This is a genomic window from Pedomonas mirosovicensis (genome assembly GCF_022569295.1).
GTDB lineage: Bacteria > Pseudomonadota > Alphaproteobacteria > Sphingomonadales > Sphingomonadaceae > Pedomonas > Pedomonas mirosovicensis.
Genome location: NZ_JAKFIA010000001.1, coordinates 865,707 through 890,249, shown reverse-complemented (window position 1 = coordinate 890,249; position 24,543 = coordinate 865,707). Strand labels below are relative to the sequence as shown.

Annotated in this window: 22 protein-coding genes; 5 read left to right on the top strand and 17 right to left on the bottom strand. The window is 66.6% G+C overall.

The window, feature by feature from the left end; all coding sequences use genetic code 11:
• Positions 1 to 44 precede the first annotated feature (44 nt).
• The gene (locus L0C21_RS04195; RefSeq protein WP_259277166.1) at positions 45 to 554 is read left to right on the top strand and encodes an RcnB family protein; all 510 of its coding nucleotides are present in this window, start codon (positions 45 to 47) and stop codon (positions 552 to 554) included.
• Positions 555 to 620: 66 nt separating this feature from the next.
• On the opposite strand, the gene pepN is transcribed toward L0C21_RS04195, so the two are convergent.
• Complete coding sequence (gene pepN, locus L0C21_RS04190) at positions 621 to 3,257, bottom strand: aminopeptidase N (RefSeq protein ID WP_259277165.1); 2,637 nt, start codon at positions 3,255 to 3,257, stop codon at positions 621 to 623.
• Between the two features lie 380 nt (positions 3,258 to 3,637).
• On the opposite strand from pepN, the gene L0C21_RS04185 reads away from it, so the two are divergent.
• Both L0C21_RS04185 and L0C21_RS04180 read left to right on the top strand, forming a co-directional pair.
• On the top strand, positions 3,638 to 5,020 hold the full coding sequence (locus L0C21_RS04185) for a M48 family metallopeptidase (protein ID WP_259277164.1): 1,383 nt from the start codon (positions 3,638 to 3,640) through the stop codon (positions 5,018 to 5,020).
• A gap of 274 nt (positions 5,021 to 5,294) precedes the next feature.
• Positions 5,295 to 6,152, top strand: a complete 858-nt coding sequence (locus L0C21_RS04180) for an SDR family oxidoreductase (protein ID WP_259277163.1) — start codon at positions 5,295 to 5,297, stop codon at positions 6,150 to 6,152.
• A gap of 221 nt (positions 6,153 to 6,373) precedes the next feature.
• On the opposite strand, the gene L0C21_RS04175 is transcribed toward L0C21_RS04180, so the two are convergent.
• The 8 genes from L0C21_RS04175 to panB form a co-directional block, all read right to left on the bottom strand.
• The gene (locus L0C21_RS04175) at positions 6,374 to 8,128 is read right to left on the bottom strand and encodes a methyl-accepting chemotaxis protein (protein WP_259277162.1); all 1,755 of its coding nucleotides are present in this window, start codon (positions 8,126 to 8,128) and stop codon (positions 6,374 to 6,376) included.
• A 113-nt stretch (positions 8,129 to 8,241) separates the two neighbouring features.
• Positions 8,242 to 9,135, bottom strand: coding sequence for a DMT family transporter (locus L0C21_RS04170; protein ID WP_259277161.1), 894 nt, complete (start codon positions 9,133 to 9,135; stop codon positions 8,242 to 8,244).
• 107 nt (positions 9,136 to 9,242) lie between these two features.
• Positions 9,243 to 10,265: a threonine aldolase family protein gene (locus tag L0C21_RS04165; protein ID WP_259277160.1), complete on the bottom strand. Its 1,023-nt coding sequence runs from the start codon at positions 10,263 to 10,265 to the stop codon at positions 9,243 to 9,245.
• Between the two features lie 273 nt (positions 10,266 to 10,538).
• Positions 10,539 to 11,210 carry a CorA family divalent cation transporter gene (locus tag L0C21_RS04160; protein ID WP_510380958.1) on the bottom strand — a complete coding sequence of 224 codons (672 nt, stop codon included), beginning with the start codon at positions 11,208 to 11,210 and terminating at the stop codon, positions 10,539 to 10,541.
• 376 nt (positions 11,211 to 11,586) lie between these two features.
• Positions 11,587 to 12,975, bottom strand: coding sequence for a ribosome biogenesis GTPase Der (der, locus tag L0C21_RS04155; protein ID WP_259277159.1), 1,389 nt, complete (start codon positions 12,973 to 12,975; stop codon positions 11,587 to 11,589).
• Positions 12,976 to 13,020: 45 nt separating this feature from the next.
• Complete coding sequence (locus L0C21_RS04150; protein WP_259277158.1) at positions 13,021 to 14,331, bottom strand: outer membrane protein assembly factor BamB family protein; 1,311 nt, start codon at positions 14,329 to 14,331, stop codon at positions 13,021 to 13,023.
• Positions 14,331 to 15,131 carry a tetratricopeptide repeat protein gene (locus tag L0C21_RS04145; protein ID WP_259277157.1) on the bottom strand — a complete coding sequence of 267 codons (801 nt, stop codon included), beginning with the start codon at positions 15,129 to 15,131 and terminating at the stop codon, positions 14,331 to 14,333. The genes L0C21_RS04150 and L0C21_RS04145 overlap by 1 nt, the downstream gene beginning before the upstream one ends.
• A gap of 47 nt (positions 15,132 to 15,178) precedes the next feature.
• Positions 15,179 to 16,060, bottom strand: a complete 882-nt coding sequence (gene panB / locus L0C21_RS04140) for a 3-methyl-2-oxobutanoate hydroxymethyltransferase (RefSeq protein ID WP_259277156.1) — start codon at positions 16,058 to 16,060, stop codon at positions 15,179 to 15,181.
• Between the two features lie 149 nt (positions 16,061 to 16,209).
• On the opposite strand from panB, the gene L0C21_RS04135 reads away from it, so the two are divergent.
• Together L0C21_RS04135 and L0C21_RS04130 are read left to right on the top strand one after the other, a co-directional pair.
• Complete coding sequence (locus tag L0C21_RS04135) at positions 16,210 to 16,962, top strand: SDR family oxidoreductase (RefSeq protein ID WP_259277155.1); 753 nt, start codon at positions 16,210 to 16,212, stop codon at positions 16,960 to 16,962.
• A gap of 81 nt (positions 16,963 to 17,043) precedes the next feature.
• Positions 17,044 to 18,303, top strand: coding sequence for a serine hydrolase domain-containing protein (locus L0C21_RS04130; RefSeq protein ID WP_259277154.1), 1,260 nt, complete (start codon positions 17,044 to 17,046; stop codon positions 18,301 to 18,303).
• A 58-nt stretch (positions 18,304 to 18,361) separates the two neighbouring features.
• On the opposite strand, the gene L0C21_RS04125 is transcribed toward L0C21_RS04130, so the two are convergent.
• The 8 genes from L0C21_RS04125 to L0C21_RS04090 all read right to left on the bottom strand — a co-directional run bounded on the left by L0C21_RS04125 (position 18,362) and on the right by L0C21_RS04090 (position 24,433).
• Complete coding sequence (locus tag L0C21_RS04125; protein ID WP_374940218.1) at positions 18,362 to 18,856, bottom strand: MarR family winged helix-turn-helix transcriptional regulator; 495 nt, start codon at positions 18,854 to 18,856, stop codon at positions 18,362 to 18,364.
• A gap of 79 nt (positions 18,857 to 18,935) precedes the next feature.
• Complete coding sequence (locus L0C21_RS04120) at positions 18,936 to 19,778, bottom strand: alpha/beta fold hydrolase (protein WP_259278812.1); 843 nt, start codon at positions 19,776 to 19,778, stop codon at positions 18,936 to 18,938.
• Between the two features lie 359 nt (positions 19,779 to 20,137).
• On the bottom strand, positions 20,138 to 20,557 hold the full coding sequence (locus L0C21_RS04115; protein ID WP_259277153.1) for a DUF2267 domain-containing protein: 420 nt from the start codon (positions 20,555 to 20,557) through the stop codon (positions 20,138 to 20,140).
• Between the two features lie 156 nt (positions 20,558 to 20,713).
• Complete coding sequence (locus tag L0C21_RS04110) at positions 20,714 to 21,181, bottom strand: DUF3788 domain-containing protein (protein WP_259277152.1); 468 nt, start codon at positions 21,179 to 21,181, stop codon at positions 20,714 to 20,716.
• A gap of 40 nt (positions 21,182 to 21,221) precedes the next feature.
• Positions 21,222 to 21,971, bottom strand: a complete 750-nt coding sequence (locus L0C21_RS04105) for an FMN-dependent NADH-azoreductase (RefSeq protein WP_259277151.1) — start codon at positions 21,969 to 21,971, stop codon at positions 21,222 to 21,224.
• Positions 21,972 to 22,053: 82 nt separating this feature from the next.
• Complete coding sequence (locus tag L0C21_RS04100; protein ID WP_259277150.1) at positions 22,054 to 22,599, bottom strand: carboxymuconolactone decarboxylase family protein; 546 nt, start codon at positions 22,597 to 22,599, stop codon at positions 22,054 to 22,056.
• 34 nt (positions 22,600 to 22,633) lie between these two features.
• The gene (locus L0C21_RS04095; protein WP_259277149.1) at positions 22,634 to 23,341 is read right to left on the bottom strand and encodes a nitroreductase family protein; all 708 of its coding nucleotides are present in this window, start codon (positions 23,339 to 23,341) and stop codon (positions 22,634 to 22,636) included.
• Positions 23,342 to 23,476: 135 nt separating this feature from the next.
• Positions 23,477 to 24,433, bottom strand: coding sequence for an AraC family transcriptional regulator (locus L0C21_RS04090; RefSeq protein ID WP_259277148.1), 957 nt, complete (start codon positions 24,431 to 24,433; stop codon positions 23,477 to 23,479).
• Positions 24,434 to 24,543: the final 110 nt, after the last annotated feature.

Sequence of the window (24,543 nt, the reverse complement as noted above, 5' to 3'; positions counted from 1 at the left end):
GATGACTGGGCACGTCTGGGGCGTCGTTTCAGGAGAAGTTTCACATGTCCCGCTCGATTATCCGTATGTTCGGTCTCGGCCTCGTCGCGCTTGGCGTGGCGGCCAGCGGCCCGTCCCTTGCCGATCCGCACAAGAACGAGTCGGGCCATCCCCGCAAGGAGCGGCATTACGACCGCGACGATCATAAGAATCATGGCAAGCGGCACGAGGACGACGATCGCGTCGTCATCATCGAGCGCGACGGCGCGCGCTGGGACCGCTCGTACCGCGATGTGGTCGTGCGCTATTACGACAGCCACCGCTACTCCTGCCCGCCGGGATTGATCGAGACCCGCCACGGCTGCCTGCCGCGGGGCCAGGCCAAGAAGCGCTATGTGATCGGCCAGCCGCTGCCGCGCACGGTGATTATTGAGGACCTGCCCTACGACCTGCGGCGTCAGCTTCCGCCGCCGCCCTCGGGCTACATCTACCGCCGCGTCGACGGCGACGTGCTGCTCATCGCCGAAGCCACCAAGAAGGTGATCGACGCCGTCGTGCTGCTCTCGGCGCTGTAATCTTCAAGCCTGTCTCCGGAGGTGCAGGGGTCTTGCCCCCCTGCACCTCCCTTCCCCTTGAGCCCCTCACCCGAGGCTTTTCGAGACCATCTCGTACACGTCCTTGGAGAGGCCCGAGACGCCGAGGATGCGCTCCAGCTGGCGGCGCATCAGGCTGGCGCGGCTTTGGTCGAAGCGCTGCCAGCGCCCCAGCGGGGCCACCAGCCGCGCGGCGGTTTGCGGGTTCAGCTTGTCAACCGCGATCACCTGATCGGCCAGATACCGGTAGCCGCCGCCGCTCGCCGCATGGAAGCGCACCTGGTTCATGCTGAACGCGCCAACGAGGGAGCGCAGGCGGTTGGGGTTGGTAAGCGTGAAGGCCGGGTGCCGGGTGAGCGCCGTCACCTGCTCCAGCGTATCCGGGCGGATGGAGAGGGCCTGCAACGTGAACCACTTGTCGATCACCAGGGCATCGCCCGCCCAGTCGTCGTAGAACTGCTGGAGGGCCGCCTCGCGCTCCGGCGCGGCGGAGTTGACGAGCGCGCCCAGCGCCACGATGCGATCAGTCATGTTGTCGGCCTGCCTGAACTGGGCGACGCACGCCGCCGCCGCCTCGGCGGCCGCCCCGCCCGCCTCCGCGCCGTCCTCCACCATCAAATATTGCAGCGCCGTGTTCTTCAGCCGCCGCCGGGCCTTGGCTTCCGGCGTGAAGACGTAAGAAGCGTCCTGCATCTGGCGGTAGACATCCCACCACAGCGGGCGCAGGCGCGCGGTCAGCGTCTGGCGGAACTGCTGGCGCACGGCGTGAATGCCGTCCACATCCACGATCGCCATCTGGTCGCCTACGTAGGATTCGCTCGGCAGGCTCACCGCCTCGGCGGCCAGCGCCGGGTCCAGCGCGCCGCTGAGGGCTTCCTTGAGGATGGCCTCTACCGTTTCCACCAGCACCGGCGCGACCGACACCCCCTTGCCGGTGGCGTGGGCGTTGATCTGCTCCAGCATCAGGTCAAGGCCGAGCCGCTGCATCGCCTCGAAGCGGGCGAAGGGGTCATCGTCGTGACGGGCAAGAAACGCGAGGTCCGAGCGGTCCATCGGGGCCTTCAGCACCACCGGGGCCGAGAAGCCGCGCAGGAGCGAGGGCACCGGCCGCTCGGTCAGCCCCTCGAACACCACCGTCTCTTCCGCGTGACGCAGCTCAACCAACTGGTCGCCCGTGAGATTCCGCCCCGATTGCGCGCCGAACAGCGCCACCCGCAGCGGAATGTGCATGGGCTTCTTGCCCGTCTGGCCCGGCGTGTCGGGGATGGTCTGCTTCACGCGCAGGCAGGCCCGCTGCGCGGCCTCGTCGTAGTCGAGCCATGCTTCCAGATGGGGCGTGCCCGCCTGCGAATACCACAGCTTGAACTGGCTGAGGTCGACGCCGCCCGCCTCCTCCATCGCCGCCACGAAATCGTCGCAGGTCACCGCCTGCCCGTCGTGGCGGGCGAAGTAGAGGTCGAGCCCGGCGCGGAACTTCTCCTCGCCCAGGAGCGTCGCCATCATGCGGATGACTTCCGCGCCCTTGTTGTAGACGGTCGCGGTGTAGAAGTTGGAAATCTCGATGTAGCTCTCGGGCCGCACCGGGTGAGCAAGCGGCCCCGAGTCCTCGGGAAACTGCCCGGCGCGCAGCGTTCTCACATCCTCGATGCGCTTCAGCGCGCGCGAGCCGTGATCGGCCGAGAACTCCTGGTCGCGGAAGACGGTCAGCCCTTCCTTCAGGCTCAGCTGGAACCAGTCCCGGCAGGTCACGCGGTTGCCGGTCCAGTTGTGGAAATATTCGTGGGCGATGACGCTTTCCACCGCGTCGAAGTCCATGTCCGTCGCGGTTTCCTGGGCGGCCAGCACATACTTCGAGTTGAAGATGTTCAGGCCCTTGTTCTCCATCGCGCCGAAGTTGAAGTCTCCCACGGCGACGATGTTGAAAACATCGAGATCATACTCGCGCCCGAACTTCTCCTCGTCCCAGCGCATGGATTTCTTCAGCGCCTCCATGGCGTGCCGGCAGCGGTCGAGGTCGCCTTCCTTCACCCAGATGTTGAGCGCGACCTTGCGGCCCGACATGGTGGTGAAGCTGTCGGAGAAGGGCTTGAGGTCGCCCGCCACCAGCGCGAACAGATAGCACGGCTTGGGGAACGGGTCGTCCCACGTGGCCCAGTGGCGGCCATCGGGCAAATCGCCCTGCCCCGCCGGGTTGCCATTGGAGAGCAGCACCGGGAAGCGCGCCTTGTCCGCCCTGACGGTGGTGCGGTAGCGGCTCATCACGTCCGGCCGGTCGATGAAGTAGGTGATGCGGCGGAAGCCTTCGGCCTCGCACTGGGTGCAGAAGATGCCGCCGGACATGTAGAGGCCCATCAGCTGGGTGTTGGCGGCCGGGTTCACCTGCGTGACGATCTCGATTTCGGCGCGCGGGCCCTTCAGCGGAATGGCCAGCTGCTCGCGGTTCTGGCGGTAGCCGCCCGGCTCCAGCGGCTTGCCGTCCACCGAGACGGAGAGAAGCTTCAGATCGCGGCCGTCCAGCACCAGCGACTGTTTGTGGCTGCCGTTACGAACCGCGGTGAACCGGCTGGTCACCCGGGTCGCGGTGTCGTCGAGATCGAAGTCCAGCTGGATCTCGGGGATGAGGAAACGCGGGGGCTGGTAGTCCTTGAGCAGGATTGCCTGGGGGGTCGCCTGTGCATCAAGCATGGGAAGAAACCGCTTTCACAAAACGCCGCCGGAAGAGGCGGCCGGGGATAGACTACGCTTGTTCTCTGGATATTGGTGCTCGTCACTGAACGGCAAGCTTAGGGCATGCAAGGGGCCAGAGCGCCTGTCATACCGGGGAGGCGCAAGGCGTACTCCCGCGCTTCCCGCACCGCCAGACTCCTCGGGCGGAACGCGCGCGGCAGGTCCATGGCCTGGGCGGCAGCAAGGATTTCCCGTGTAAGGCCCGAGGGTTCACCCCTATAGACCCGGCCTGTCTCTTCCATGCGCCCTCCTGCAGGCACCTACCCTCAAAAGATAGTTTCATTCAAAACCATTTAATCCTAGGCTTTTGGAAGAATTTTCGGGGGGTTAATCAATATATGCAACGACCAATTCTCTGGGTGGGGGCCGCTCTGTTTCTGAGCGCCCTTTCGCTGCCCGTCGCCGGTTCGCAAGCCGCCGCGCCGCAAGCCGCCGGTCCGGGCATCACCGCAACCGAAGCAACCGATGTTGCCGCGCCGCCAGCCGCAGAAGCCGCAGCGCCTGCGCCCGCCTTCGATGTCGAGCTTGAGACCCAGCGCTACCTGGCCACCGTCTCCGGCGAGGCGCGGGCCAAGTCCGACGCCTACTTCGAGGGCGGCTACTGGATGCTGCTGTGGGGCACCCTCTGGGCGCTGGCCGTCGCGTGGGTGCTGCTGCGCTTCGGCATCTCGGCCCGCGTGCGCGGCTGGATGGAGGCGCGCACGAAGCGCCGCTGGCTCCAGAACCTGGGCTATGCCGCCGTCTACCTGGTGCTGGCGACGCTGCTCAGCCTGCCCTGGACGCTCTATGAAAGCTTCTTCCGCGAGCACCAGTACGGCCTCTCCAACCAGAGCTTCGGGGGATGGCTGCGGGACTTCTCCATCAGCGAGGTGGTCAACCTCGTGCTGCTCGCCCCGGCGCTGGCCGTGCTCTATGCCATCATCCGCCGCGCCCAGCGCACCTGGTGGGTATGGGGCGCGGGGCTGGCCGTCGTCCTCATCGCCTTTGCCTCCTTCATTGCGCCGGTGTTCATCCAGCCGCTGTTCAACAGCTACACGCCGCTGGCCGAGGGGCCGGTGCACGAGCAGGTGCTCTCCATGGCCCGCGCCAACGGCGTGCCGGCGGACAACGTCTATGTGGTCGACGCCTCGCGGCAGACCAGCCGCATCTCCGCCAACGTCAGCGGGCTGGGCTCGACCATCCGCATTTCCCTCAACGACAACCTGCTGAACCAGGGAAGCCCTGAGGAAATCAAGGCGGTGATGGGCCACGAGCTGGGCCACTATGTGCTGGACCACTCGCTGTTCCTGCTGATGTCCTTCGGTCTGGTGTTCGCAGCCGGCTTCGCCTTCGTCCACTTCGGCCTGAAGTGGCTCATCGCCCGCCACGGCGAGCGCTGGGGCGTGCGCGGGCTGGACGACATCGCCGGGCTGCCCGCTCTTATCGCCGTGCTCAGCGTCTTCTTCTTCCTGGCAACGCCGGTCACCAACACCATCACCCGCACGGCGGAAACGCAGGCCGATATCTTCGGCCTCAACGCCGCCCGCGAGCCGGATGGCTTTGCCACCACCGCGCTGAAACTGTCCACCTACCGCAAACTCAATCCCTCCCCGCTGGAGGAAATCATCTTCTTCGACCACCCCAGCGGGGCCAGCCGCATCCGCATGTCCATGCGCTGGAAGGCGGAAAACCTGTCCGCCCCGCCGCCCGCCGACACCACGGCCGTGGGGATGGCCCAGTAGGTCGCTGAAGGGAGAAAGGGGGCCCTGCCCCCCTCCCGTGCGCGGAAGCGTACAAGCCAAGGAAGATGCAAGGGGGACGCTCAGCCCGTGGCTTTGCCCCCCTTGCGATCCCCCATTCGTTTGGACGGGATGCACCCGGTCGAACCGCCGCGCGAGGCCGGGGTGAAAAAGCGCCGGGGTAAATGGCGAGCGCGGCCCGATAAAACGAATGGGAGGCGCAGGAGGGGGCAAGTCTCTCCTGCCCAAAACAGGCAATTCACGTTAAACCCGCCCCATGAGCACCCGCAGCTGTTTGATTTTCGGCCTTGGCTACACGGCCAGCCGCTTTGCCGCCCGTCTGGTTGCGGAGGGCTGGCGGGTGGCGGGCACGCGCCGCACGCCTGGGGCCATGGAAAGCGTCGAGGCGCTGGCGTTCGACGACCCGGCGGTCGAGCGCTGGATTGGCGAGGCGGATGCCGTTCTGTCCTCCGTACCGCCGGACGATGACATGGGCCTGCCGGACCCGGTGCTGCGCCGATACGGCGCGGCGCTGCGGGCGGCCCCGGCGCGGTGGATCGGCTACCTGTCGTCCACCGGCGTCTACGGCGATACGCAGGGCGGCTGGGTGGACGAAGCGTCCCCGCTCGGCGGCGGACGGCGCTCGGCGCGGGTGGAGGCGGATCTCGGCTGGCAGGCGCTGGCGCGGGAATCGAAAGCTCCGGTGCACATCTTCCGCCTGCCCGGCATCTACGGGCCCGGCCGCTCGGCGCTCGACCGGGTGCGGGCGGGCAAGGCCCACCGCATCGATGCGCCCGGCCACGTGTTCTGCCGCATCCATGTGGAGGATATCGTCGGGGCGCTGATGGCCTCGCTCGCCCGGCCGGATGCGCCAGGGCAGGCCAGCCTCTACAACGTGGCGGATGACGAGCCCGCCCCCGGCCATGCGGTGATTAAATACGCCTGCGAGTTGCTGGGCGTGCCCTGCCCGCCGCTGCAAACGCTGGAGGAGGCGGGGCTTTCGCCCATGGCCCGCGGCTTCTATGCCGAAAGCCGGAAGGTGAAGAACGACAGGCTGAAGCAGCGGCTCGGCTACCGGCTTCTCTATCCCTCTTACCGGGAAGGCCTGCGCGCCTGCCTCGCCGCCGGGGAATGACAGCTTCACCCCCAATAGCAGAACCCCCGCAGGCCAATTTCGCGCAAAACACGAAATCGACGCTACGGGGGTTTAAACGCCCGCTGAGAGGTTTTTGCCTATCTCCGCTAGGGTGGTAGCGGACAGGTCTGTCTTGGCGCTGTAAGGTGCCTCTATGCGCCTTTACGGGGCATTGCCGAGGCTGGTCTCGCCCCGCAACCAGCTTCGCCCGATTTTCCGGCTCAGGCCACCCGCACCTGATCGAGGAAGGCGCCGACCCCCTGGCGCAACGCCTCCGCCTCCTGCGACAGGGTCTCAGAGGCCGCACGCACCTCCAGCGCCGCCTGGGCGGTCGCGCTGGCCGCGTCCGTCACGCCGCGAATGTTGCGGGCCACCTGCTCGGTGCCGTTCGCCGCGTTCTGCACGCTGCGGGCGATCTCCCGCATGGTGGCGTTCTGCTCTTCCATGGCGGCGGCGATGACGGCGGAAATCTCCGTCATCCGGCCGATGGTCTCGCCCATCCGGTCGAGCGCGGTTGCCGACGTGGTGGCCTCCGTCTGCATGGCCTCCACCTTGGCGGTGATTTCCTGGGTTGCCCGCGCCACCTGATTGGCCAGCCCCTTGACCTCGCTTGCCACCACGGCGAAGCCGCGCCCGCTGTCGCCCGCCCGGGCGGCCTCGATGGTGGCGTTCAGCGCGAGCAGGTTGGTCTGCTCGGCAATGGCGCCGATGATGCCGACGATCTGGGCCACCTGCTCGGAAACCGAGACGAGGCGCTGCATGTTCTGCGTTGTCTCCACCGCCTCCGCCGACACCTGGTCGACGATGCCCTTGGCGGACATGATCTGCCGGGAAATCTCCTCGATGGAGGCGGTCATCTCCTCGGTTGCCGCCGCCACCATCTGCACGTTGCTGGACGCCTCGGCGGAGGCGCTGTCCACGGCCTGGGTCCGCGCGTTGGTGTCGTCCACCGCGCCGGTCATCAGGTCGGCCGTCTTGAGGAGGTGCCCGCTCGACTGGGCGACGGCGCCAAGCGAACGCGCCACCTGCTGCTCGAACGCCTCAACCAGCGCGCTCAGCTGCTTTGCCCGCGCCTCCTGCTGGCGCGCCGCTTCCAGCTGGCGCTCCTGCTCGGCCATCCGCTCGGCCTGCAGCACCGTCTGCTCTTCCATCAGCCGCTTCTGCTCCGCCATGGACTGCGCCTGCTGTTCCTGGAGCGAATTGCGCTCAAGGGTGGCATCGCGGAAGATGGCCACGGCGCGGGCCATGGCGCCGATCTCGTCCTCGCGCGTCGCCATGGGCACGCCCATGGTGGTGTCGCCCCTGGCCAGCCGCTCCATCGCCGCCGCCAGGTCGCGCAGCGGCCGGTTGACCCCGCGAGACGTGATCCGCGCCGCCAACGGCAGGGCGAGCCCCAGGCCCAGCAGGCTCGCGCCAATGAGGATCAGCCGGGAGAGCGCGCGCACCCGCCTCGCTTCGGCCGCGAGCTTTTCAAACTGCTGGCGCTTGTAGGCGTCAAAAGTGTCCGTCGCCGCCGATGCGGCCCGCTCCGCCGGGCGCACCCGCAGACGGAACTGGCCGAACAGCGCGTCGGCACTTTTATGCGCCGAAGCCTGCTGGATGGCCTCAAGCTCGGCAATGACCACGGATTGCAGAGCGCCGAAGTCGCTGCCCAGCCGCTCCCGGTCCGCCTCGCTCAGCATATCCTCCAGGCGCTTCACCGATTTCTGCATGGCGGGAAAGCGGGTTTCCAGCTTCTCGGCGATAATCTGGCGCTCCCCCGCATCGGGCTCGAAAATCAGGTTGAGCGTGTCGCGCTGCAAGGAGCGGCTGAGCGAGCGGATTTCGCTGATTTCGTAAAGCTCCTGCTGGGCGACCCTTCGCGCCGACGTGACGTCATCCAGCGCCGAGAGAGCCCAAAAGCCGCACATCGCCAGGCCAACGCACACCGCGGCGAGGATGGCGATGGGAATAAACAACTTCTTGGAGAGGGACATACCGCAACCTTACACGAGGGAAGGCGCAGCACTACTGACGGACGGTTAACCATTGATTGATACGGCCTGCCATTGACCGCAATTTTCCCGGAAATCCGCCCGTCAGAGAGCGGTCAGCCCTTTGCGCGCTTCCCCTGCCCCCGGCTGATGACGGCGACCAGCGTGCCGGCGATGGCCAGCGCCGCGCCCAGCACCTCGAGGGCGCCCCACCTGTACCCCTCGAACACCGTGGAGAGGCCCAGCGCCACCACGGGGATGAGCACGCTGGAATAGGCGGCGCGCGCCACGCCCCAGGCGCGGATGGTCTGATAGTAGAGATGGAAGGCGATGACCGAGCCCGGCACGGCGAGATAGAGAAGCCCGCCGAAGTAGAGCGGGTCGTGCTTGATAACCGGCGGCCCGGCGAGGAACACGGCGCACATTGCCGTCGCCGCCGCGCCATAGGCCATGGCCCAGGCGTTCATGGTGTAGATGGACAGCCCCCTCAAGCCCCGCGAGGCCGGGAACAGGTTGCCCGCCGAGGCGGACAGCACGCCCGCCAGGCACAGCGCCAGCCCCTTCACCCCCTGGTCCTGCCACTGGAAGTCGGAAATCTGCGAGGAGAACAGGAGCGCGATGCCCGCCACGCCCAGCACCGCACCTACGAGCAGGGTTGGGGTGAACCGCTGCTTGAAGACGATGCGGGCAAGAATGGGGTTGAAGATGACCAGCATGGCGAAGGCCACCGCCACCAGGCCGGAGGCGATGTGCCGCTCCGCCTCGTAGACGAAGATGTAGTTGATGCAGAACTGCAGCAGGCCCATCGTCACCAGCATCAGGTGCTGGCGCGGGGAGACCTTCAGCGGCTCGCGCTTGGCAACGCAGATGCACCAGATCACCAGCGCCGCGATGATGTAGCGGTAGGTGACCGACCACGCCGCCGGCACCTCGCCGAGCTGGGTGGTGATGGCGAGCCAGGTGCTGCCCCAGATCAGAACGATGGTTGAAAACGCAAGCCACGCAGGCATGACGACCCCCTAAAACACCGACTGCCGACAGCCGCCCCGGCTGCGGTCAGGAAAACAGTTCTCTTCCCGTCTGTCGGGGCCGCGCTACCCGGAAGCCGGGCGCGACCTTAAACCGGCAGGCTTTCCAGCGCGGCGGCCAACGCCTCCACGTGCACCTCGACCTGATCCCACGACACCACGAGCCGGATCTGGCCCGAGCCCTCCGCGCCCCAGTCGTAGAACTCGAAGCCTTCCGCCCGCAGCTGGCGCGCGCCCTCGATGCCGACATTCAGGAACAGCTCATTGGCCTCGACCGGATAGAGCAGCCGCCCCCGCGCCGCCTGGGCGAGGCGCTGCGCCATGGCGTTGGCCCGCTCCGCATTGCGCCGCCACAGGCCGGTCTCGATATAGGCCAGCAGCTGGGCGCTGATGTACCGCCCCTTGCACAGCAGGTGCCCGCCGCGCTTGCGCCGGAACGGGAATTGCGCCGCCAGATCCCGGTTGAAGAAGATCACCGCCTCGGCGGCCAGCGCGCCGTTCTTGGTCGCGCCGAAGCTGAGCGCATCAACGCCCGCCTTCCAGGTGATGTCCGCCGGGTGGCAGTCCAGATGCGCCAGCGCATTGGCGAAGCGCGCGCCGTCCATATGCACCGTCATGCCCCGCGCCTTGGCCGCCCCGGCCAGCGCCGCCACCTCGGCGGGCGTGTAGACGCAGCCCAGCTCCGTCGCCTGCGTCAGCGACAGAACCTTGGGCTGCACCTGGTGCACGTCACCCACCCGCATGTCCGCCAGCACGGCAGCGAAGCTCTCCGGCGTGATCTTGGCGCAGCGACCTTCCGCCAGCAGCAGCTTGGCCCCGCCGGTGTAGAACTCCGGCGCGCCGCACTCGTCCACGTTGATATGCGCTTCCCGGTGGCACACCACCGCGCCGAACGGCGGCGTCATGCAGGCGAGCGCCAGCGAATTGGCCGCCGTGCCGCTCGTCACCGCGAAGGCCTCGACCTCGGCGCCGAAGAAATTGGAGAACACCTCGCTCAGCCGCGATGACCACGGGTCGCCGTCGTAAGGCGTCGTCGGCGCGGCATTGGCCTCGACGATCGCCGAGAGGATTTCGGGAGAAACGGTGGCGGTGTTGTCGGATGTAAAGCGCATGATCCGGCTGCTAGCGGGCGCGATGCCTCTCGTCAAACGATCCTTGCGGGGTTCGTTTTGAGGGATGGTTTGAAGGGTGATTTTTCGCAGGGGACTGGGGTCCCCTGTACCCCGTTCCTTTTACCGGGCCGCGCCTTGCGGAAGCGGCGGGGCCCTTCCGGCCCTGCCGGTGAGTTGCCGCATCCGGCTGAAGGCGCGAGGGCACGACCGGGCGCAACCCGAAAGACGAATGGGGGACCGAGTGACCCTTTCATCTTCCTGCCTGAACCCGCCCTAAAGCCAGCCCTTGCGCTTGAAGAACACATACGGCAGCACGGCGGAGAGGATCATCAGGCCGACGGCGAAGGGATAGCCCAGCGGCCACCCCAGCTCGGGCATGTGCTCGAAATTCATGCCGTAGATGGAGGCGATCAGCGTCGGCGGCAGGAAGACGACGGACGCCACCGAGAAGATCTTGATGATGCCGTTCTGCTCCAGGTTGATGAGGCCGACGGTGGCGTCCAGCAGCAGGGAGATGCGGCTGGAGAGGTAGTTCACGTGGTCGGTGAGCGCGTGGATGTCGCTGGAGATGGACTCGAAGTGCCCCTTCAGCGCCTTCCGGCGCGGGTGGGAGCCGGCGCCCGAGCCGAGGAAGGTGTTGATGCGCGACAGGCTGAGGAGGCTCTCCCGCGCCTTGGAGAGCATGTCGCCCCTGGCGCCGAGGCGGCGCAGCACCCGGCGGAAGTCCTTGATCTCGCCCCGGCGGAACCGCTTCTCTTCCTCGAAGATGTTCTGGGTCATGATATCCAGCGCCGAGCCCGCCTGCCCCAGCACCTCCGCCAGCCGGTCGATGATGAGTTCAATGAGCCCCACGTAAATGTCGAAGCCATCCGCATATTTTGGCGCGGAGGGACGGCAGGCCCCTTGCACGAACACATCGAACGCGCGCACCGGGCTGTGCCGCACGGTGATGAGCGTGCCCCCTTGAAGATGAAGAACACGGTCGTCAGCGATGGCGTATCGGTGCTGCTGCCGATCAGGATCGCGGCAGGCGCGTAGATCGCATTGTCTTCCTCGACGATGCGGTTGGCCATCTCCAGCCCGAAGATCTGCTGCCGGGTGGGGATGTTCACGCCCAGCTGCTTCTCGACGAACACCTCTTCCTCGTCCGTCGGCTCATGCAGGTCGATCCAGGCGGCTCGGGCCAGCTGCCCGGCATCGAGGGGGGCCGGGGCTTCGCTGCCGCTTCCCTCGTTCTCGCAGAGGGACAACCGGCCATTGTCGAGCCTGTAAAGCGTCAGCATGCAACGCGCCTTTCGCGACTGATACGCCCCGCGCCCCTTTATCGCCTCGGCTTGCCGGCGAACGGGTTCTCCCGGCTGCGGAAGTTGATGCGGATGGGCACGCCCATGAAGCCCAACTCCTCGCGCATCAGGTTGACCAGATAGCGCTGGTAGCTGTCGGGCAGCTCTTCCAGCCGGTTGCCGAACACGATGAACGAGGGCGGGCGAATGCGCGCCTGGGTGATGTAGCGCAGCTTGATGCGCTTGCCACCCGGGGCGGGCGGCGGGTTGCGCTCCAGCGCCGCCGCGAACCAGTCGTTGAGGCGGGAGGTGGGCACGCGGCGGCTCCACAGGTCGCGGATCTCGAACGCCGCCTTGATGAGCGTGTCGAGGTTCTTGCCCGTGGCGGCGGAGACCGGGATGAGCGGCACGCCCTTCACCTGGGAAAGGCCGTCCTCCAGCGCGCGGGCAACGCCCCGGTAGAGGCTGCCGTGGTCCTCGACCGAATCCCACTTGTTGAGCGCGATCACCAGCGCCCGGCCTTCCTGGAGCACCTGGTCGGCGATCTTGAGGTCCTGCGCCTCCAACCCCAGCGTGGCGTCCAGCAGCAGCACGACGACTTCGGCGAAGTCGATGGCGCGGCGGGTGTCGGCGGCGGAGAGCTTCTCCAGCTTGGTCGTCACCCGCGCGCGGCGGCGCAGTCCCGCCGTGTCGATGAGGCGGACGGGCCGCCCCTGCCACTCCCAGCCGACCGAGATCGGATCGCGGGTGATGCCCGCCTCCGGCCCGGTGACGAGGCGGTCCTCGCCCAGCAGCCGGTTGATGAGGGTGGACTTGCCCGCATTCGGGCGGCCCACCACCGCCAGCTTCAGCGGCGCGGCGGCCACCTCCTCCGGCGTGGGCTCGGACTTGTCTTCTTCCTCGAAGGCATCCTCGGGCGGCAGGCCGACGTGCTTGACGATCGCCTGATAGAGGTCCGCCAGGCCCTCGCCGTGCTCGGCGGAGATGGCGATGGGCTCGCCCAGCCCCAGCGCATAGGATTCGTAATAGCCCGCCTCGGCCATCTTGCCTTCGGCCTTGTTGGCCAGCAACACGACCGGCGTGTCCTGCGCCCGCAGCCATGCGGCGAAGTGCCGGTCGAGCGGGGTCAGCCCCGCGCGGGCATCGATGACCATCAGAGCCAAATCCGCCGTGTCGAGCGCGGCCTCGGTCTGGGCGCGCATCCGCCCGGCGAGCGAGGCCGCCTCCGCGTCCTCCAGGCCTGCCGTGTCGACGATGGTGAATTCCAGGTCGAACAGCGTGCCGTCGCCTTCGCGCCGGTCGCGGGTGACGCCCGGCGTGTCGTCGACAAGCGCCAGCCGCTTGCCAACCAGACGGTTGAACAAGGTGGACTTGCCGACGTTCGGACGGCCGATAATGACGATCGTGGGTTTATGACGCTCTTTCATGGCCCGTGCTTAACCGGGCGCGGCCACAAGAGCAATCGCGCCCAATCAGCGAAACGCCGTAATTCGACCGTCGTTCGTCATAATGTAGAGGCGATTGCCCGCCACCACCGGCTGGAGGTAGGTGTCCTCGCCCAGTTTCTCGACCGAAATCAGCTCGCCCGTGTAGGGGGAGACTGTCGCCACATAGCCGTTGGAGGAGGTGAGAATCAGCCGGTCGCCCGCCAGAACGGGCCCCGCCCAGCTCACCAGGCCTTCCTTGTCCTCCACATCCTTGTAGCGCTGCAACTGGGTCAGCCAGCGGATGCGCCCCTCGTTGCGGGTGACGCACACCAGCTCGCCCTCGCTGGTGACGGCATAGATGAAGTCCCCCGCGACCCACGGCGTATGCACGCCGCCCAGGTTGATTTCCCACACGCGCTGGCCGGTGGTCAGCTCCAGCGACACCATGCGCCCGCCGTTGCCGATGGCGAACACGCGGCCGCGGTCGATGACCGGCGAGGCGTCGATGTCGAGCAGCGCGCCGATGGCGGTGGTGCGGCCCGTGCGGGACAGCAGTTCCTGCCAGGTGACGCGGCCGTTCTCCACGCGCAGGGCGGTCAGCTCGCCCGAGGAGTAGCCCACCACCAGCGTGTCGGCGGAAACCGCGGGCGCGGCGGTGCCGAGGATGCTGGCGTTCTCGACGATGCCGGTGGCATCCCACTGCACATCGCCGTTCTCGGTCGAGAGCGCGAACAGCTGGTTGTCGAAGGTGAGCACATAGGCCCGGTCGCCCACCACCGTGGGCGCGCCGCGGAACGGGGCCTGCATATCCACCTGCCACAGCTTCTCGCCGCTGCCCGCATCGATGGCGGCCACGAACCCGTAGCCGGAGGTGGCGATGAGCTTGCCGTTGTCGTAAGCGACGCCGCCGCCGAAGGCGAGCCGCTTGCTCTCCTTCTTGGGGAAGGTAAAGCTCCACAGCTTGCGGCCGGTCTCGGCGTCCAGCGCCTGGATGGTCGCCTCGGTGTCGATGGTGAACAGCTTGCCGTCCGCCACGATGGGCGGGGACAGCAGATAGGCGGTGCGGCTGCCGCCCTCGCCCACGCTCACCGTCCAGTCCTTGGTCAGCGTCTCCGGCAGGGAGAGGTGGTGCATGGCCTTGGCGGGCGCGCCGCCGGGCTGCGCCCAGTCCTTGTTGGTGTAGGGCGCGGGCAGCGTCACCTTGAGATCGGCGACGGTGGCATCGGCTTCGAGCTGCTGCTCGAAGGCCAGCACGGGGATGCGCTCGCCCGGCAGGCGGTGCTTGTCCTTGTTGCTGCCCGAGCAGGCGGCCAGCGCCGCGAGCGCCAGCAGGGAAACGGCGGTACGAAACTTCATCACTTGGACTCCGGCGCGCCAGATACAGACGGGGCGGCGGCAGGAGCCGCCTTCTCGGGGGCCGCCTTCTCAGAAGCCGCCTTCTCGGGGGCCGCCTCCGTCGCGGCGGCGCTGGCCGCCTCGGCGGCGGTTTCCGGCAGCATGGTCAGCATCTGCGAGGCGCGGCCGCGCAGCGAGGGGGCCACGTCCTCGTTGCCCGCGATGGCCTCGAACAGGGCCCGGGCCAGCTGCGGCTGGCCGGAGTCGATGTAGGCCACGGCCAGCAGCTCGCCCGCCGGGCCGAACCAGGGCGTGCCGTCCTGCGCCAGCGGCTTCAGCTTCTCGACGGCCTCCTCCGGCTTCATCGAATCATACTGGAGCTGCACGGCGCGGAAAGCGGCCAGATCGCGGAACGGCTTGGCGAGGGACTGGTCGGCGGCGATCGCCTCATAGGCCTTGATGGCTTCCGGCTTCTCGTCGCCGCGCACCAGCTGGGCGGCCTCGGCCAGCCGGGCCAGCGCCTTGATGCCGTCCGTCCCGCTGCCCGCCAGCGCCTTCAGCTCCGGCAGGGCCTTGTCCGTATTGCCCGCGTCCAGTTCCGTCAGCGCCCGCGCCAGCCGGTCGGACTGCTGGTTGACCTTCTCCCGCCGCTCTTCCTGCCAATAGAGGAAGGCCGCCAGCGCGATCAGGAACGCGCCGATGCCGATGAGCAGCCAGCGGCCGTAACGCCGCCACAGGCCGGCCATTTGATCGCGGCGGAGTTCTTCGTCCACCTCGCGCAGAAAGGCTTCGCCTTGATCGCCCGTTTCGTCCTTGGCCACGCGTGTCCCCTGATCTCAAGAATATTCCGTTGCAGATTAGTAGCGGCTCATGACTTTCGCGCAAGCGATTCGGCGGGGATCTGGTACAGGTTATCCTCGCCGGGGAACGACCGGTCGCGCACGGCCTCGGCAAAGCTGCGCGCCGCCGCGTCGATCTGCTCGCCCAGATTATAGAACCGCCGCACGAACCGGGGAACCCGGTCGAACAGGCCGAGCATGTCTTCCGTTACCAGCACCTGCCCGTCGCAGGCCGCGCTCGCGCCGATGCCGATGGTCACCGCCGCCACCGACCGGGTGATCTCCACCGCCAGCGGCTCGACCACGCCCTCGATGACGATGCAGAACGCCCCCGCCTCCGAGATTTCCTTGGCGTCGCGCAGAATTTTCGCCCGTTCCGCCTCCGACTTGCCGCGCGCCCCGTAGCCGCCCAGCGTGTTGACCGCCTGCGGGGTCAGCCCCACATGCCCCACCACCGGAATGCCGCGCTCCACCAGAAACCGCACGGTCGGGGCCATGGCCTCGCCGCCTTCCAGCTTCACGCCCGCCGCGCCGGTTTCCTTGAGCACGCGCGAGGCGGTGGCAAAGGCCTGCTCGGGGCTGGCCTCGTAGCTGCCGAACGGCAGGTCGATGATGACGACCGAATGATAGGAGCCGCGCACCACCGCCGCGCCGTGATTGATCATCATCTCCAGCGTCACCGGCACGGTGGAGGGCAGGCCGTAGATCACCTGCCCCAGGCTGTCGCCCACCAGCAGCATGTCGCAGTGCGGGTCGAGCAGCTGGGCGTTGCGCGCCGTGTAGGCGGTGAGCATCACCACCGGCTCCTTGCCCTTGCGCGCCGCGATGGCGGGCACGGAGAGCCGCCGCACCGGCGTTGGCGTCGGGTTGGCCCGCGAGGTCGAGGTATCGAGGGTGTAGGTGGTGGACATGGCGTTCTCCCGTCACCGCTTGGCGGACAAGCGGCTGCATAGCCCAGCCTCCCGCGCGGAGCCAGACCATAGCCGTGGGGGCCCCCAAAGCTCAAGGCGCGGGTTCATGCCTCTTGTCCGGCGGCGCGCGGATATGCCAAGGCTCCCGCATGAAACTGGAATTGCAAGACAGGCTGGCCTTGGTGACCGGCGCGAGCCGGGGGCTGGGGTTTGAGATGGCGCGGGGGCTTGTGCAAGCGGGTGCGCGGGTGATCCTGCACGGGCGGGACCAGACGGCGCTCGATGAGGCCGCCGCCGCGCTCGACCCCTCCGGCACCCGCGTGCTGACATGGCGGCTCGACCTTGCTGATCTCAACGCCTTCGCGCCCGCCGTGGAAGCGCTGGTGGCAAACCACGGCCCGGTGGATATTCTCGTCAACAACGCCGGAGCACGCGCCCGTGGCAAACTGGACGATCTGCCGCTTGCCGACATTCAAGGCCTGATCGAGGTTGATCTGGTCGCGCCTCTCCACCTCTCCCGCCTCCTTGCCCGCCACATGCCGGCGGGCGGGCGCATCATCAACATCACCTCCATCGCCGGGCCGATCGCCCGGTCAGGCGATGCCGCCTACACCGCCGCCAAGGGCGGGCTGGCGGCGCTCACCCGCGCCATGGCCGCCGAGTTCGGCCCGCGCGGCATCACGGTCAACGGCGTTGCCCCCGGCTTCTTCGCTACGCAAGCCAACGCGGAGATGACGGCGGATGAAGCCATCAACGACTGGCTCGGCAAGCGCACCTCGCTCGGCCGCTGGGGAAACCCTGAGGAGATCGCCGGGGCGGTGGTGTTCCTCGCCTCCCCGCTCGCCTCCTACATCACCGGGCACGTGCTCCCCGTCGACGGCGGCTATCTGGCGCATTTCTGAAGCCATGCCCGCCTCTGGAAAGCGGGCGGGCCAGCTTCTATGCTCAACCGGCTAATCCGCTGATACAGGGGAATGTTCTTCATGCGCCCATCCCGCCTTGCGCCCGCCCTTGCCCTGCTGGCCGCCGTCCAGCTCGTCTCCGCCTGCGACCGGCCTGAGCCTGCCCAGTCCGAGATCACCGCAGCGAAGCCGGACGCCCTCTCCGCCCGCCTCGATGCCGCCATCGACAAGGCCATCGAGGAGAACCGCATCGTCGGCGCGGTGGTGCTCGTGGCGCAGGACGGCAAGATCGTCTACCGGCGCGCGGCTGGCCTTGCGGACCGGGAAAAATCCGTGCCGATGCGGGAGGACGCCATCTTCCGCCTCGCCTCCGTCTCCAAGCCGTTCGTCTCCGTCGCCGCCATGCGGCTGGTGGAGGACGGCACTTTGGCGCTGGACGCGCCCATCACCCGCTGGCTGCCGGACTTCCGCCCGCGCCTGCCGGACGGCACTGCGCCCGACATCACCGTGCGCCAGCTGCTCAGCCACACCTCCGGCCTCAGCTACCGGTTCATCGAACCGCAGGACAGCGCCTACATCCGCCTCAACGTGCTCGACGGCATGGAGCAGCCGGATACGGACCTCGCCGGCAACCTCAAGCGGCTGGCGCAGACGCCGCTCGCCTTCAAGCCCGGCACGTCCTTCCACTATTCGCTGGCGACCGACGTGCTCGGCGCGGTGATCGAGAAGGCCACCAGCCAGCCGCTGCAGGACGCGGTGCAACGCCTCGTCACCGCCCCGCTCGGCATTGCGGACACCGGCTTTGCCGTCACTGACCTTGCCCGCCTCGTGCCGCCCTACCTGAACGGCGAAGAGGGCCCCGCCCGCATGACGGACGACACCATCATGCCCATGGGCGACGGCCGCCTGGAGTTCGACCCCAGCCGCGCATTGAACGCGCAGGCCTACCCTTCCGGCGGCGCAGGGATGGTGGGCACGGCCGGTGATGTGCTCACGCTGCTCGAGGCCATCCGCACCGGCGGCAACGGCCTGCTGAAGCCGGAAACCGTGGCGCAGATGATAACCGACCAGACCGGCCCGGAGGCAAGAACCCAGGGCCCCGGCTGGGGCTTCGGCCTCGGCTGGGCGCTGCTGCTCGACCCCGCCGCCGCCAACACGCCCCAGTCCAAGGGCACCTTCCAGTGGGGCGGCGTCTACGGCCACAGCTGGTTCGTCGATCCGGAAAAGAAGCTGACCGTCGTCGCGCTCACCAACACCACGCCCGAAGGCATGGGCGGCCCGTTCGTGACGGAGGTGCGCGATGCGGTCTACGGCGCGGCTGCGGGGAAGATCCAGCCTTAGGTAGACCTGCCAAGAGGGTCCATGACCCTCCTCCAAACAACAAACCCTATCCCGCCGTTCAGTCCTCGCCTGCGCTGGCGCGCAGGTTGCGGCGCAGGGTGATGAGGGCGGTCTGGATCTCGTCGAGTTTTTCCTGCGTGATGCCGCTGGCAGTGAGGATCTGCTCCGGCACGCAGGCCGCCTGCTGGGCGAGGCCACGTCCGGTTTCGGTGAGGAACACGCGCACCACGCGCTCGTCGGCCGTGTCGCGCCGCCGCGTCAGGTAACCGGCGGCTTCCAGCCGCTTGATGAGCGGCGTGATGGTGTTGGATTCGAGGAACAGCTTCTCGCCCAGCTCCCCCACGGTCTGGCCGTCGCGCTGCCACAGCACCACCATCGCCAGATATTGGGGATAGGTGAGGCCCAGCTTGTCCAGCAGCGGCTTGTAGACCCGGTTGAAGGCGAGGCCGGTGGAATAGATGCCGAAGCACAGGAAGCGGTCCAGCCCGCTGGGTGCGAATTCGGCGGAGGGGTCGGTCTTGCTCATAAAACTGATATAATCGCGTGCGCTCATATCGCAAGCTTGCCGCGGGATGACGACAAGAGGCGGCGGCCCTTCCGAAGGATTGCCGCCGCCCGCCGCCCTGCCGGGCCTAGCTTTGCAGGAACTCCAGCATATCGCGGTTCAGCCGGTCCTTATGGGTATCGGTGAGGCCGTGGGGGGCGCCTTCATACACCTTGAGCACAGCATGGGGCACGAGGGTCTTGGAGGCGCGGCCTGCCGCATCGATGGGCACGACCTGATCGTCGCTGCCGTGGACGATCAGCGTGGGCCGGTCGAACTTCTTCAGGTCCTCGCGGAAGTCGGTTTCGGAAAACGCCTTGATGGAGTCGTAGGTGTTCTTGAAACCGCCCTGCATGCCCTGCGCCCACCAGAACTCGACCAGGCCGGGGTCGAGCGTCGCGCCCGGGCGGTTGAAGTTGTAGAACGGGCCGCTGGGAATGTCGCGGAACAGCTTGGAGCGGTTTTCGACAAACGCCGCACGGATGTCGTCGAACACCTTGACGGGCAGGCCGCCGGGGTTATCGGGCGTTTGCACCATGAGCGGCGGCACCGCCGAGATCAGGCCGATGCGGGCGACGCGCGAGGTGCCGTGGCGGCCGACGTAGCGGGCCACTTCGCCGCCGCCGGTGGAGAAGCCGAACATGGAGACATCGCGCAGGTCCAGCGCTTCGATCACCGCCGCCAGATCGTCGGCGTAGTGGTCCATGTCGTTGCCGTCCCACGGCTGGCTGGACCGGCCGTGGCCGCGGCGATCGTGCGCGACGACGCGGAAGCCGTGATTGGCGAGGAAGAAGGCCTGGTTCTCCCAGCTGTCGGCGCTCAGTGGCCAGCCGTGGCTGAGGGTGACGACCGGGCCGTCCTTCGGGCCCCAGTCCTTGTAGTAGAGGCTAACGCCGTCCTTGGTGATGATGGTGTTGGGGCTGGTCTTCATGGCAACGGGCTCCTTTGCCTGGGGGGTGGGGTTGGTTGAGGGACGCGCCTGCGCGTCATGTCCGCCGATGACGCCGACGGCGGCTGCCGTGGCCGCCGTCGCGCCGATCGCTACGCCGAGCAGTTCGCGGCGATCCATCCGGTCCGTGTTTTTCTGGGTGCGGTGCATTTCCGTCTCCTTGAGGCCTTTGCCGCCGCCCGGCGGTGGGGCGTTTTTCATCGTTTGCGTTTAGATCGTGTGCGATATTTATGAGCTGGGTCGCACCATGTCAACAGCGATTTAATCGCGCACGATATATTTTTGCGAAGGCGAATATCGGAGAACGGCAGAGAGCAGAGGCGGAAGGCGGCGGCGGGGCGTTACACCCGCCAGAAATCGGCCGCGCCTTCGGGAAGCGTGGCCAGCAGCCGGTCGAACCGTGCCTCGTCCACATGGCGACGCAGGGCAACGGCCACGTCGCGGATGCAGCTATCGGGCGCGATGTTGTGGTCCCGGCGAAGATCCTGCGCCTCCTGGGTCATCGCCTCCCGGTCCGTAAAGGGGCGTTGGGGCTCATCCACGTCCCACTCGTCCACGAAAATGGCGCGGAGCAACGGCGGCAGCACGCTGGCGAAGCGGATGGCGTCCTTGAGCGACAAGCGCCGGCGGAACACCTGAAATACGCCCTGCACCATGGTGTAGGTGGGGTTACGGGTGGGCAGGCCCGCTTCATCGCGCGCATCCCGCAGGAAGGCCTCGAAGGCTTCCCCGGCGTGTTGCAGTTCCATCGGTATGGTCATGAATACCCCCCCTCAAAAAACCACAGGCGGCGAGCCCTGATTGCGGCCGGGCCGCTTTGACTGGACCCCGGCCATTCCTCCAGCCGCTGAACGGGACCGGACCGCGGCTCGCGTCCTTGGAGCCATCGCCCGGCAAATCCGGGATTCTTGTGGCCCTCAACCACGCGACTTTTGCGGGCGCTTCATAATCAGAAGCTCCATCACATCATGCAGATCATCTGCCGATGCGATGGCAAGTGTCAGCCATTTCCCGTCTATGTATGTTCTGGCTTCATCGTAGAGTTTGACCAATTGCGGGCGCCAGACAGAACGTCGCTCCTCAAACTTCTCTCGTTCCGCGCCGCCCATGACCACGACAGCCGAAAGCCGCCGGTATTCTGGCACCAACGTGCAGAACGCCTTGGTTTTCTTGTAGCGCAAGGACCAACCGCGGTTCTTACCACCGTAGAGCCAGTCCGGCGCGAAAATCCCAGGGTAAAATTCGTCAATCCAGTTCCGCAGCTCGGCCCAGTGTTCGAACGCGTCTGCCCCGATCCATTCGCGGATGGCGCTGTCATCGGGCGGTGCTGATTTGTCGGTGATCCTGTCGCCGATTTGGGGAAGCGTACCGGTAGGTGACATCATCAAGGGACCCCCAGGTTTTAGTCCGGCGAAGGCCGGAGGGTTATGATGCGGACGTGCCAAGGCCTTGCGGCGCGCCCTCAGAATGCTTCCAGCGCGACGCTCCCAGGAGCAGGGGGCGCGCATCGCGATACGGTCTACCGATACCTGAGAACACTGCAGGGCAATCATCGACGGCTCGAAGCTTTTCCATAACCGTCAAGTCGATGGCGGCAAGTGCCTTCTCCCTGGCCAATGGGGCTCGGTCCCCCTCGATAAAGGCGGTGGCCTGCAAAGGGAGGAATTGCAGCGTGCTCAGCCCAATGGAGTTGAGCGCCAGCGTCAGGTAAGGCGTCAGAAAGTCAGGCTGATTTGCGCGGTCGCCGATGAAGACGCCGCCGGAAGCGACGCCGATAAAAACCGGACGATCCCGAAGCATTCCCACCTTCCCGGCGGGCGTTGATTTCATCGTGCGGCCAACGCGCAGGATCTGGTCGATCCACGCCTTGAGGACCGAGGGAATGGTGAAGTTGTGCATGGGCGTTCCGATGACAATCGCATCAGCCGCTTCGACTTCCCGAATAAGCGTTTCGGACAGATCCAAAGCGCCCTTTAGCGGAGCCGCCAAGGTGGCCGGCGACGACAGCGTATCCGCATAGTCGGCCACGGCGTGGGGCAAGGGATCGGCCCCAAGATCACGCCGGCTGATGCTCGCCCCCGGCGCAGCCTCAAGCAGCTTTTCAACGATTGCCGCCGAAAGCTCGCGGCTATGCGATTCCGGGCGAGGACTGCTATCAATATGGAGGATGTTCATGCGACCGATCCCAATGGCTAGGACGCTCCCGCATCAACCGCCTCCAAGGTTCCTCGGAGGCGGCTGATGCCACTGGCAGGGCTCAGATCGAGCCGGCCGGCGCCACTGCGGGAAAGTCCTTGTCGGGATCAAACACGTTGTTGAAGAAATTCGTCAGGGAGTACATGGCGACAAGCGCAACGATCTCGATGATGTTCGCATCGGTGTAGCCAGCATCGCGGACGGCCTTCAAATCAGCGTCGCCGACTTGGCCGCGGGCCTCGATGACTTTGCGTGCAAACTGGACGGCGGCGTCCCGCTTCGGGTCGTTGGCATGACCCTTTCGGGCGAGGATGATGTCATCGGCCGGCAGCTTGGCCATATGCTCGGCAGTGAAGCTGTGAACCGCCAGGCAGTAGTTGCAGCCGTTCACTTCGGAGACAGCCAGGCCGATACTGTCGCGTGTCCTCACGTCGAGCGCTTTGCTCAGGGAGCCGAGCAGCGTGGCCCACGCATTGAACGCGATAGGACTTTGCGCGAAGGCCGCCATCATATTCGGGGTGAACCCGATGTTCTTGGTGAACGCATCGAGGGTCGGCTTCGATTCAGCCGGCACGTGTTCCGGCTTCAGGACAATAGTTCTCGTCATCTTAGTCTCCATAAGTTTTTGAGATGTTTGGGGATTATGCGAAGTCAAGCACGTCGGCCACGGGCATGCGGGGCTTCTGCGGCCAGTTGCCAGCCCGCTCCGGCCCGACGGTCAGCAGCATGACCGGGATCTCGTCTTCGGCCAGGCCGAACTCTTTGTGCACGGCCTCTGCGTCGAAACCGATCATCGGCGTCGAGCCCAGGCCCAGCGAGCGGGCCGCATAGATGATCGCCGCGGTGCCGAAGGTCGCGGAGCGTACGGCCTCGTCGCGTTGCCTTTGGGGCTGATTGTCATAAAGACCGCGAGCGGGGCTTTCCCACTCCGGCACCATGTGTGCCGGCATGATTCCGGCTTCCACCACCGACGCCAGGCGCTCGGGGATGGTGCTGGCATCGGCCAACTGACCGATGATGATGAAGGTAACGGCAGCTTCGGTGATCGGCGGCTGATTCCAGGCGATCGGACGCAGACGCGCCTTCGCTTCAGGCGAGCGCACGGCGATGAAGCGCCAGTTCTGCAGGTGGAAGGATGTCGGCGCGGAAGTGCCGATCCGCACCAGATCGCGGATTTGCTCGTCGCTCAGGATGGCGGTCGGGTCGTAGTACTTGGCGGCGCTACGGCTCAGGATTGTTTCGATGACCGCATTCGTCGCGGAATTGCTCTTGCGCCTTGCGGTCCGCGCATGGATTTCGCCGACTGCACCGGGGACAGGTTCGGTAGCGGCGACGCTGATACAGGTCATTGGGTGGCTCCCTCATCAAGTGATGACGGAAGCCAATTTACGGGCAAGAGAGATATTTTCGAGACTGTATCAGATCAATATGATGCTCAAAAGGATCAAACTGACAATCACCCAATGCCAAGCCGCGAGGGGGGGCTACTCGCTCTTGAGCGCCAGTCGGCGCCAATCCCCTGGCGTCATCCCCATCCTGTCGGTAAAGACGCGCCGAAACGCGGAAACCGATTGATACCCGACCGTCTCGGCCACGACTTCCGTGCTGATCCTCGGCTTTTTAAGCTCGTTGGCGGCCACGCTCATGCGGAGATCGGTCAACAGGTCGAGGGCGGAGCGGCCTAACTTGTCTTGGAACTGGCGCATGAACGTCGCCCGCGACATGCCGCACAAATCGGCCAGATCGGGAAGCTTCCAGGGCCGCGCCGGGTCGGCGAACATCGCCGCAATGGCTGGCGCCAGCCGCGGATTGCCGGCCAGGGCCAACAAGCCCTCGGTGGATTTTCCGGTTTCGCTCGCGGCGCGTAGGACCAGAGTGAACAGGACCGAAGAAAGCGCGTTGAGAATGGCGCGTCCTCCCGCCCTGTCACCGGCGGCCTCCATTCGCATTAGCCCGACGAGACCGGAGAGCTGGCGCGATGCCGATCCGATGCCCTCCTCTGCCTGATGCTCCATGGCCCGCACGACCAGATTTGCGGGCAGGTAGTTCCGGATCAGCCGATCATGGGGCGGCGCAACGAAAAACCGTCCGCACAGCAGGTCCAGTTGCTCACCCTGCCCATCGTTCTCGCTCAGCATCCATCCTGCGGCGCCCCGGCTTTCGTGCGTGCGGACTGGCGATTGCCCGCTCCCGTCGTGCAGCACATGCGCCGAACCATGGGGGAGCAGCACGATATCCCCGCTCACAAGCTCCTGCACGGTTCTTGATTCCGGGTCCTCGAAAATGGCCCGGCCCTTGACGATGACATGGTAGGGGATCTCGTTCGCCGCCACCCTGGCCCAGACAACACGCCATGGCGCGCCGTAGACGCAGCGGACCTCGAGCTGGCCGGTAACGGTGATGATTTGCAGGAGATGGCTCAACCAGTCGACTTGAGACATAGGACCTCGAGAACTTGAATGGCCGACGCAGCATAGCGCATCGTGCCGAGCGCGCCCGGTGGTGGTAGCAAGTCAGGTTATAAGCTTTCGATATTGGGCGACACCCCCGC

What these genes read in the sequence shown, in the direction of transcription:
- L0C21_RS04110 (WP_259277152.1), bottom strand. Translation starts at nt 21,181, where the DNA reads ATGATGTCACCTACCGGTACGCTTCCCCAAATCGGCGACAGGATCACC.
- L0C21_RS04175 (WP_259277162.1), bottom strand. Translation starts at nt 8,128, where the DNA reads ATGTCCCTCTCCAAGAAGTTGTTTATTCCCATCGCCATCCTCGCCGCG.
- L0C21_RS04170 (WP_259277161.1), bottom strand. Translation starts at nt 9,135, where the DNA reads ATGCCTGCGTGGCTTGCGTTTTCAACCATCGTTCTGATCTGGGGCAGC.
- L0C21_RS04195 (WP_259277166.1), top strand. Translation starts at nt 45, where the DNA reads ATGTCCCGCTCGATTATCCGTATGTTCGGTCTCGGCCTCGTCGCGCTT.
- L0C21_RS04130 (WP_259277154.1), top strand. Translation starts at nt 17,044, where the DNA reads ATGCGCCCATCCCGCCTTGCGCCCGCCCTTGCCCTGCTGGCCGCCGTC.
- L0C21_RS04165 (WP_259277160.1), bottom strand. Translation starts at nt 10,265, where the DNA reads ATGCGCTTTACATCCGACAACACCGCCACCGTTTCTCCCGAAATCCTC.
- L0C21_RS04150 (WP_259277158.1), bottom strand. Translation starts at nt 14,331, where the DNA reads ATGAAGTTTCGTACCGCCGTTTCCCTGCTGGCGCTCGCGGCGCTGGCC.
- L0C21_RS04135 (WP_259277155.1), top strand. Translation starts at nt 16,210, where the DNA reads ATGAAACTGGAATTGCAAGACAGGCTGGCCTTGGTGACCGGCGCGAGC.
- L0C21_RS04095 (WP_259277149.1), bottom strand. Translation starts at nt 23,341, where the DNA reads ATGACCTGTATCAGCGTCGCCGCTACCGAACCTGTCCCCGGTGCAGTC.
- L0C21_RS04125 (WP_374940218.1), bottom strand. Translation starts at nt 18,856, where the DNA reads ATGAGCGCACGCGATTATATCAGTTTTATGAGCAAGACCGACCCCTCC.
- L0C21_RS04090 (WP_259277148.1), bottom strand. Translation starts at nt 24,433, where the DNA reads ATGTCTCAAGTCGACTGGTTGAGCCATCTCCTGCAAATCATCACCGTT.
- L0C21_RS04185 (WP_259277164.1), top strand. Translation starts at nt 3,638, where the DNA reads ATGCAACGACCAATTCTCTGGGTGGGGGCCGCTCTGTTTCTGAGCGCC.
- L0C21_RS04180 (WP_259277163.1), top strand. Translation starts at nt 5,295, where the DNA reads ATGAGCACCCGCAGCTGTTTGATTTTCGGCCTTGGCTACACGGCCAGC.
- L0C21_RS04120 (WP_259278812.1), bottom strand. Translation starts at nt 19,778, where the DNA reads ATGAAGACCAGCCCCAACACCATCATCACCAAGGACGGCGTTAGCCTC.
- pepN (WP_259277165.1), bottom strand. Translation starts at nt 3,257, where the DNA reads ATGCTTGATGCACAGGCGACCCCCCAGGCAATCCTGCTCAAGGACTAC.
- L0C21_RS04105 (WP_259277151.1), bottom strand. Translation starts at nt 21,971, where the DNA reads ATGAACATCCTCCATATTGATAGCAGTCCTCGCCCGGAATCGCATAGC.
- panB (WP_259277156.1), bottom strand. Translation starts at nt 16,060, where the DNA reads ATGTCCACCACCTACACCCTCGATACCTCGACCTCGCGGGCCAACCCG.
- L0C21_RS04115 (WP_259277153.1), bottom strand. Translation starts at nt 20,557, where the DNA reads ATGACCATACCGATGGAACTGCAACACGCCGGGGAAGCCTTCGAGGCC.
- L0C21_RS04100 (WP_259277150.1), bottom strand. Translation starts at nt 22,599, where the DNA reads ATGACGAGAACTATTGTCCTGAAGCCGGAACACGTGCCGGCTGAATCG.
- der (WP_259277159.1), bottom strand. Translation starts at nt 12,975, where the DNA reads ATGAAAGAGCGTCATAAACCCACGATCGTCATTATCGGCCGTCCGAAC.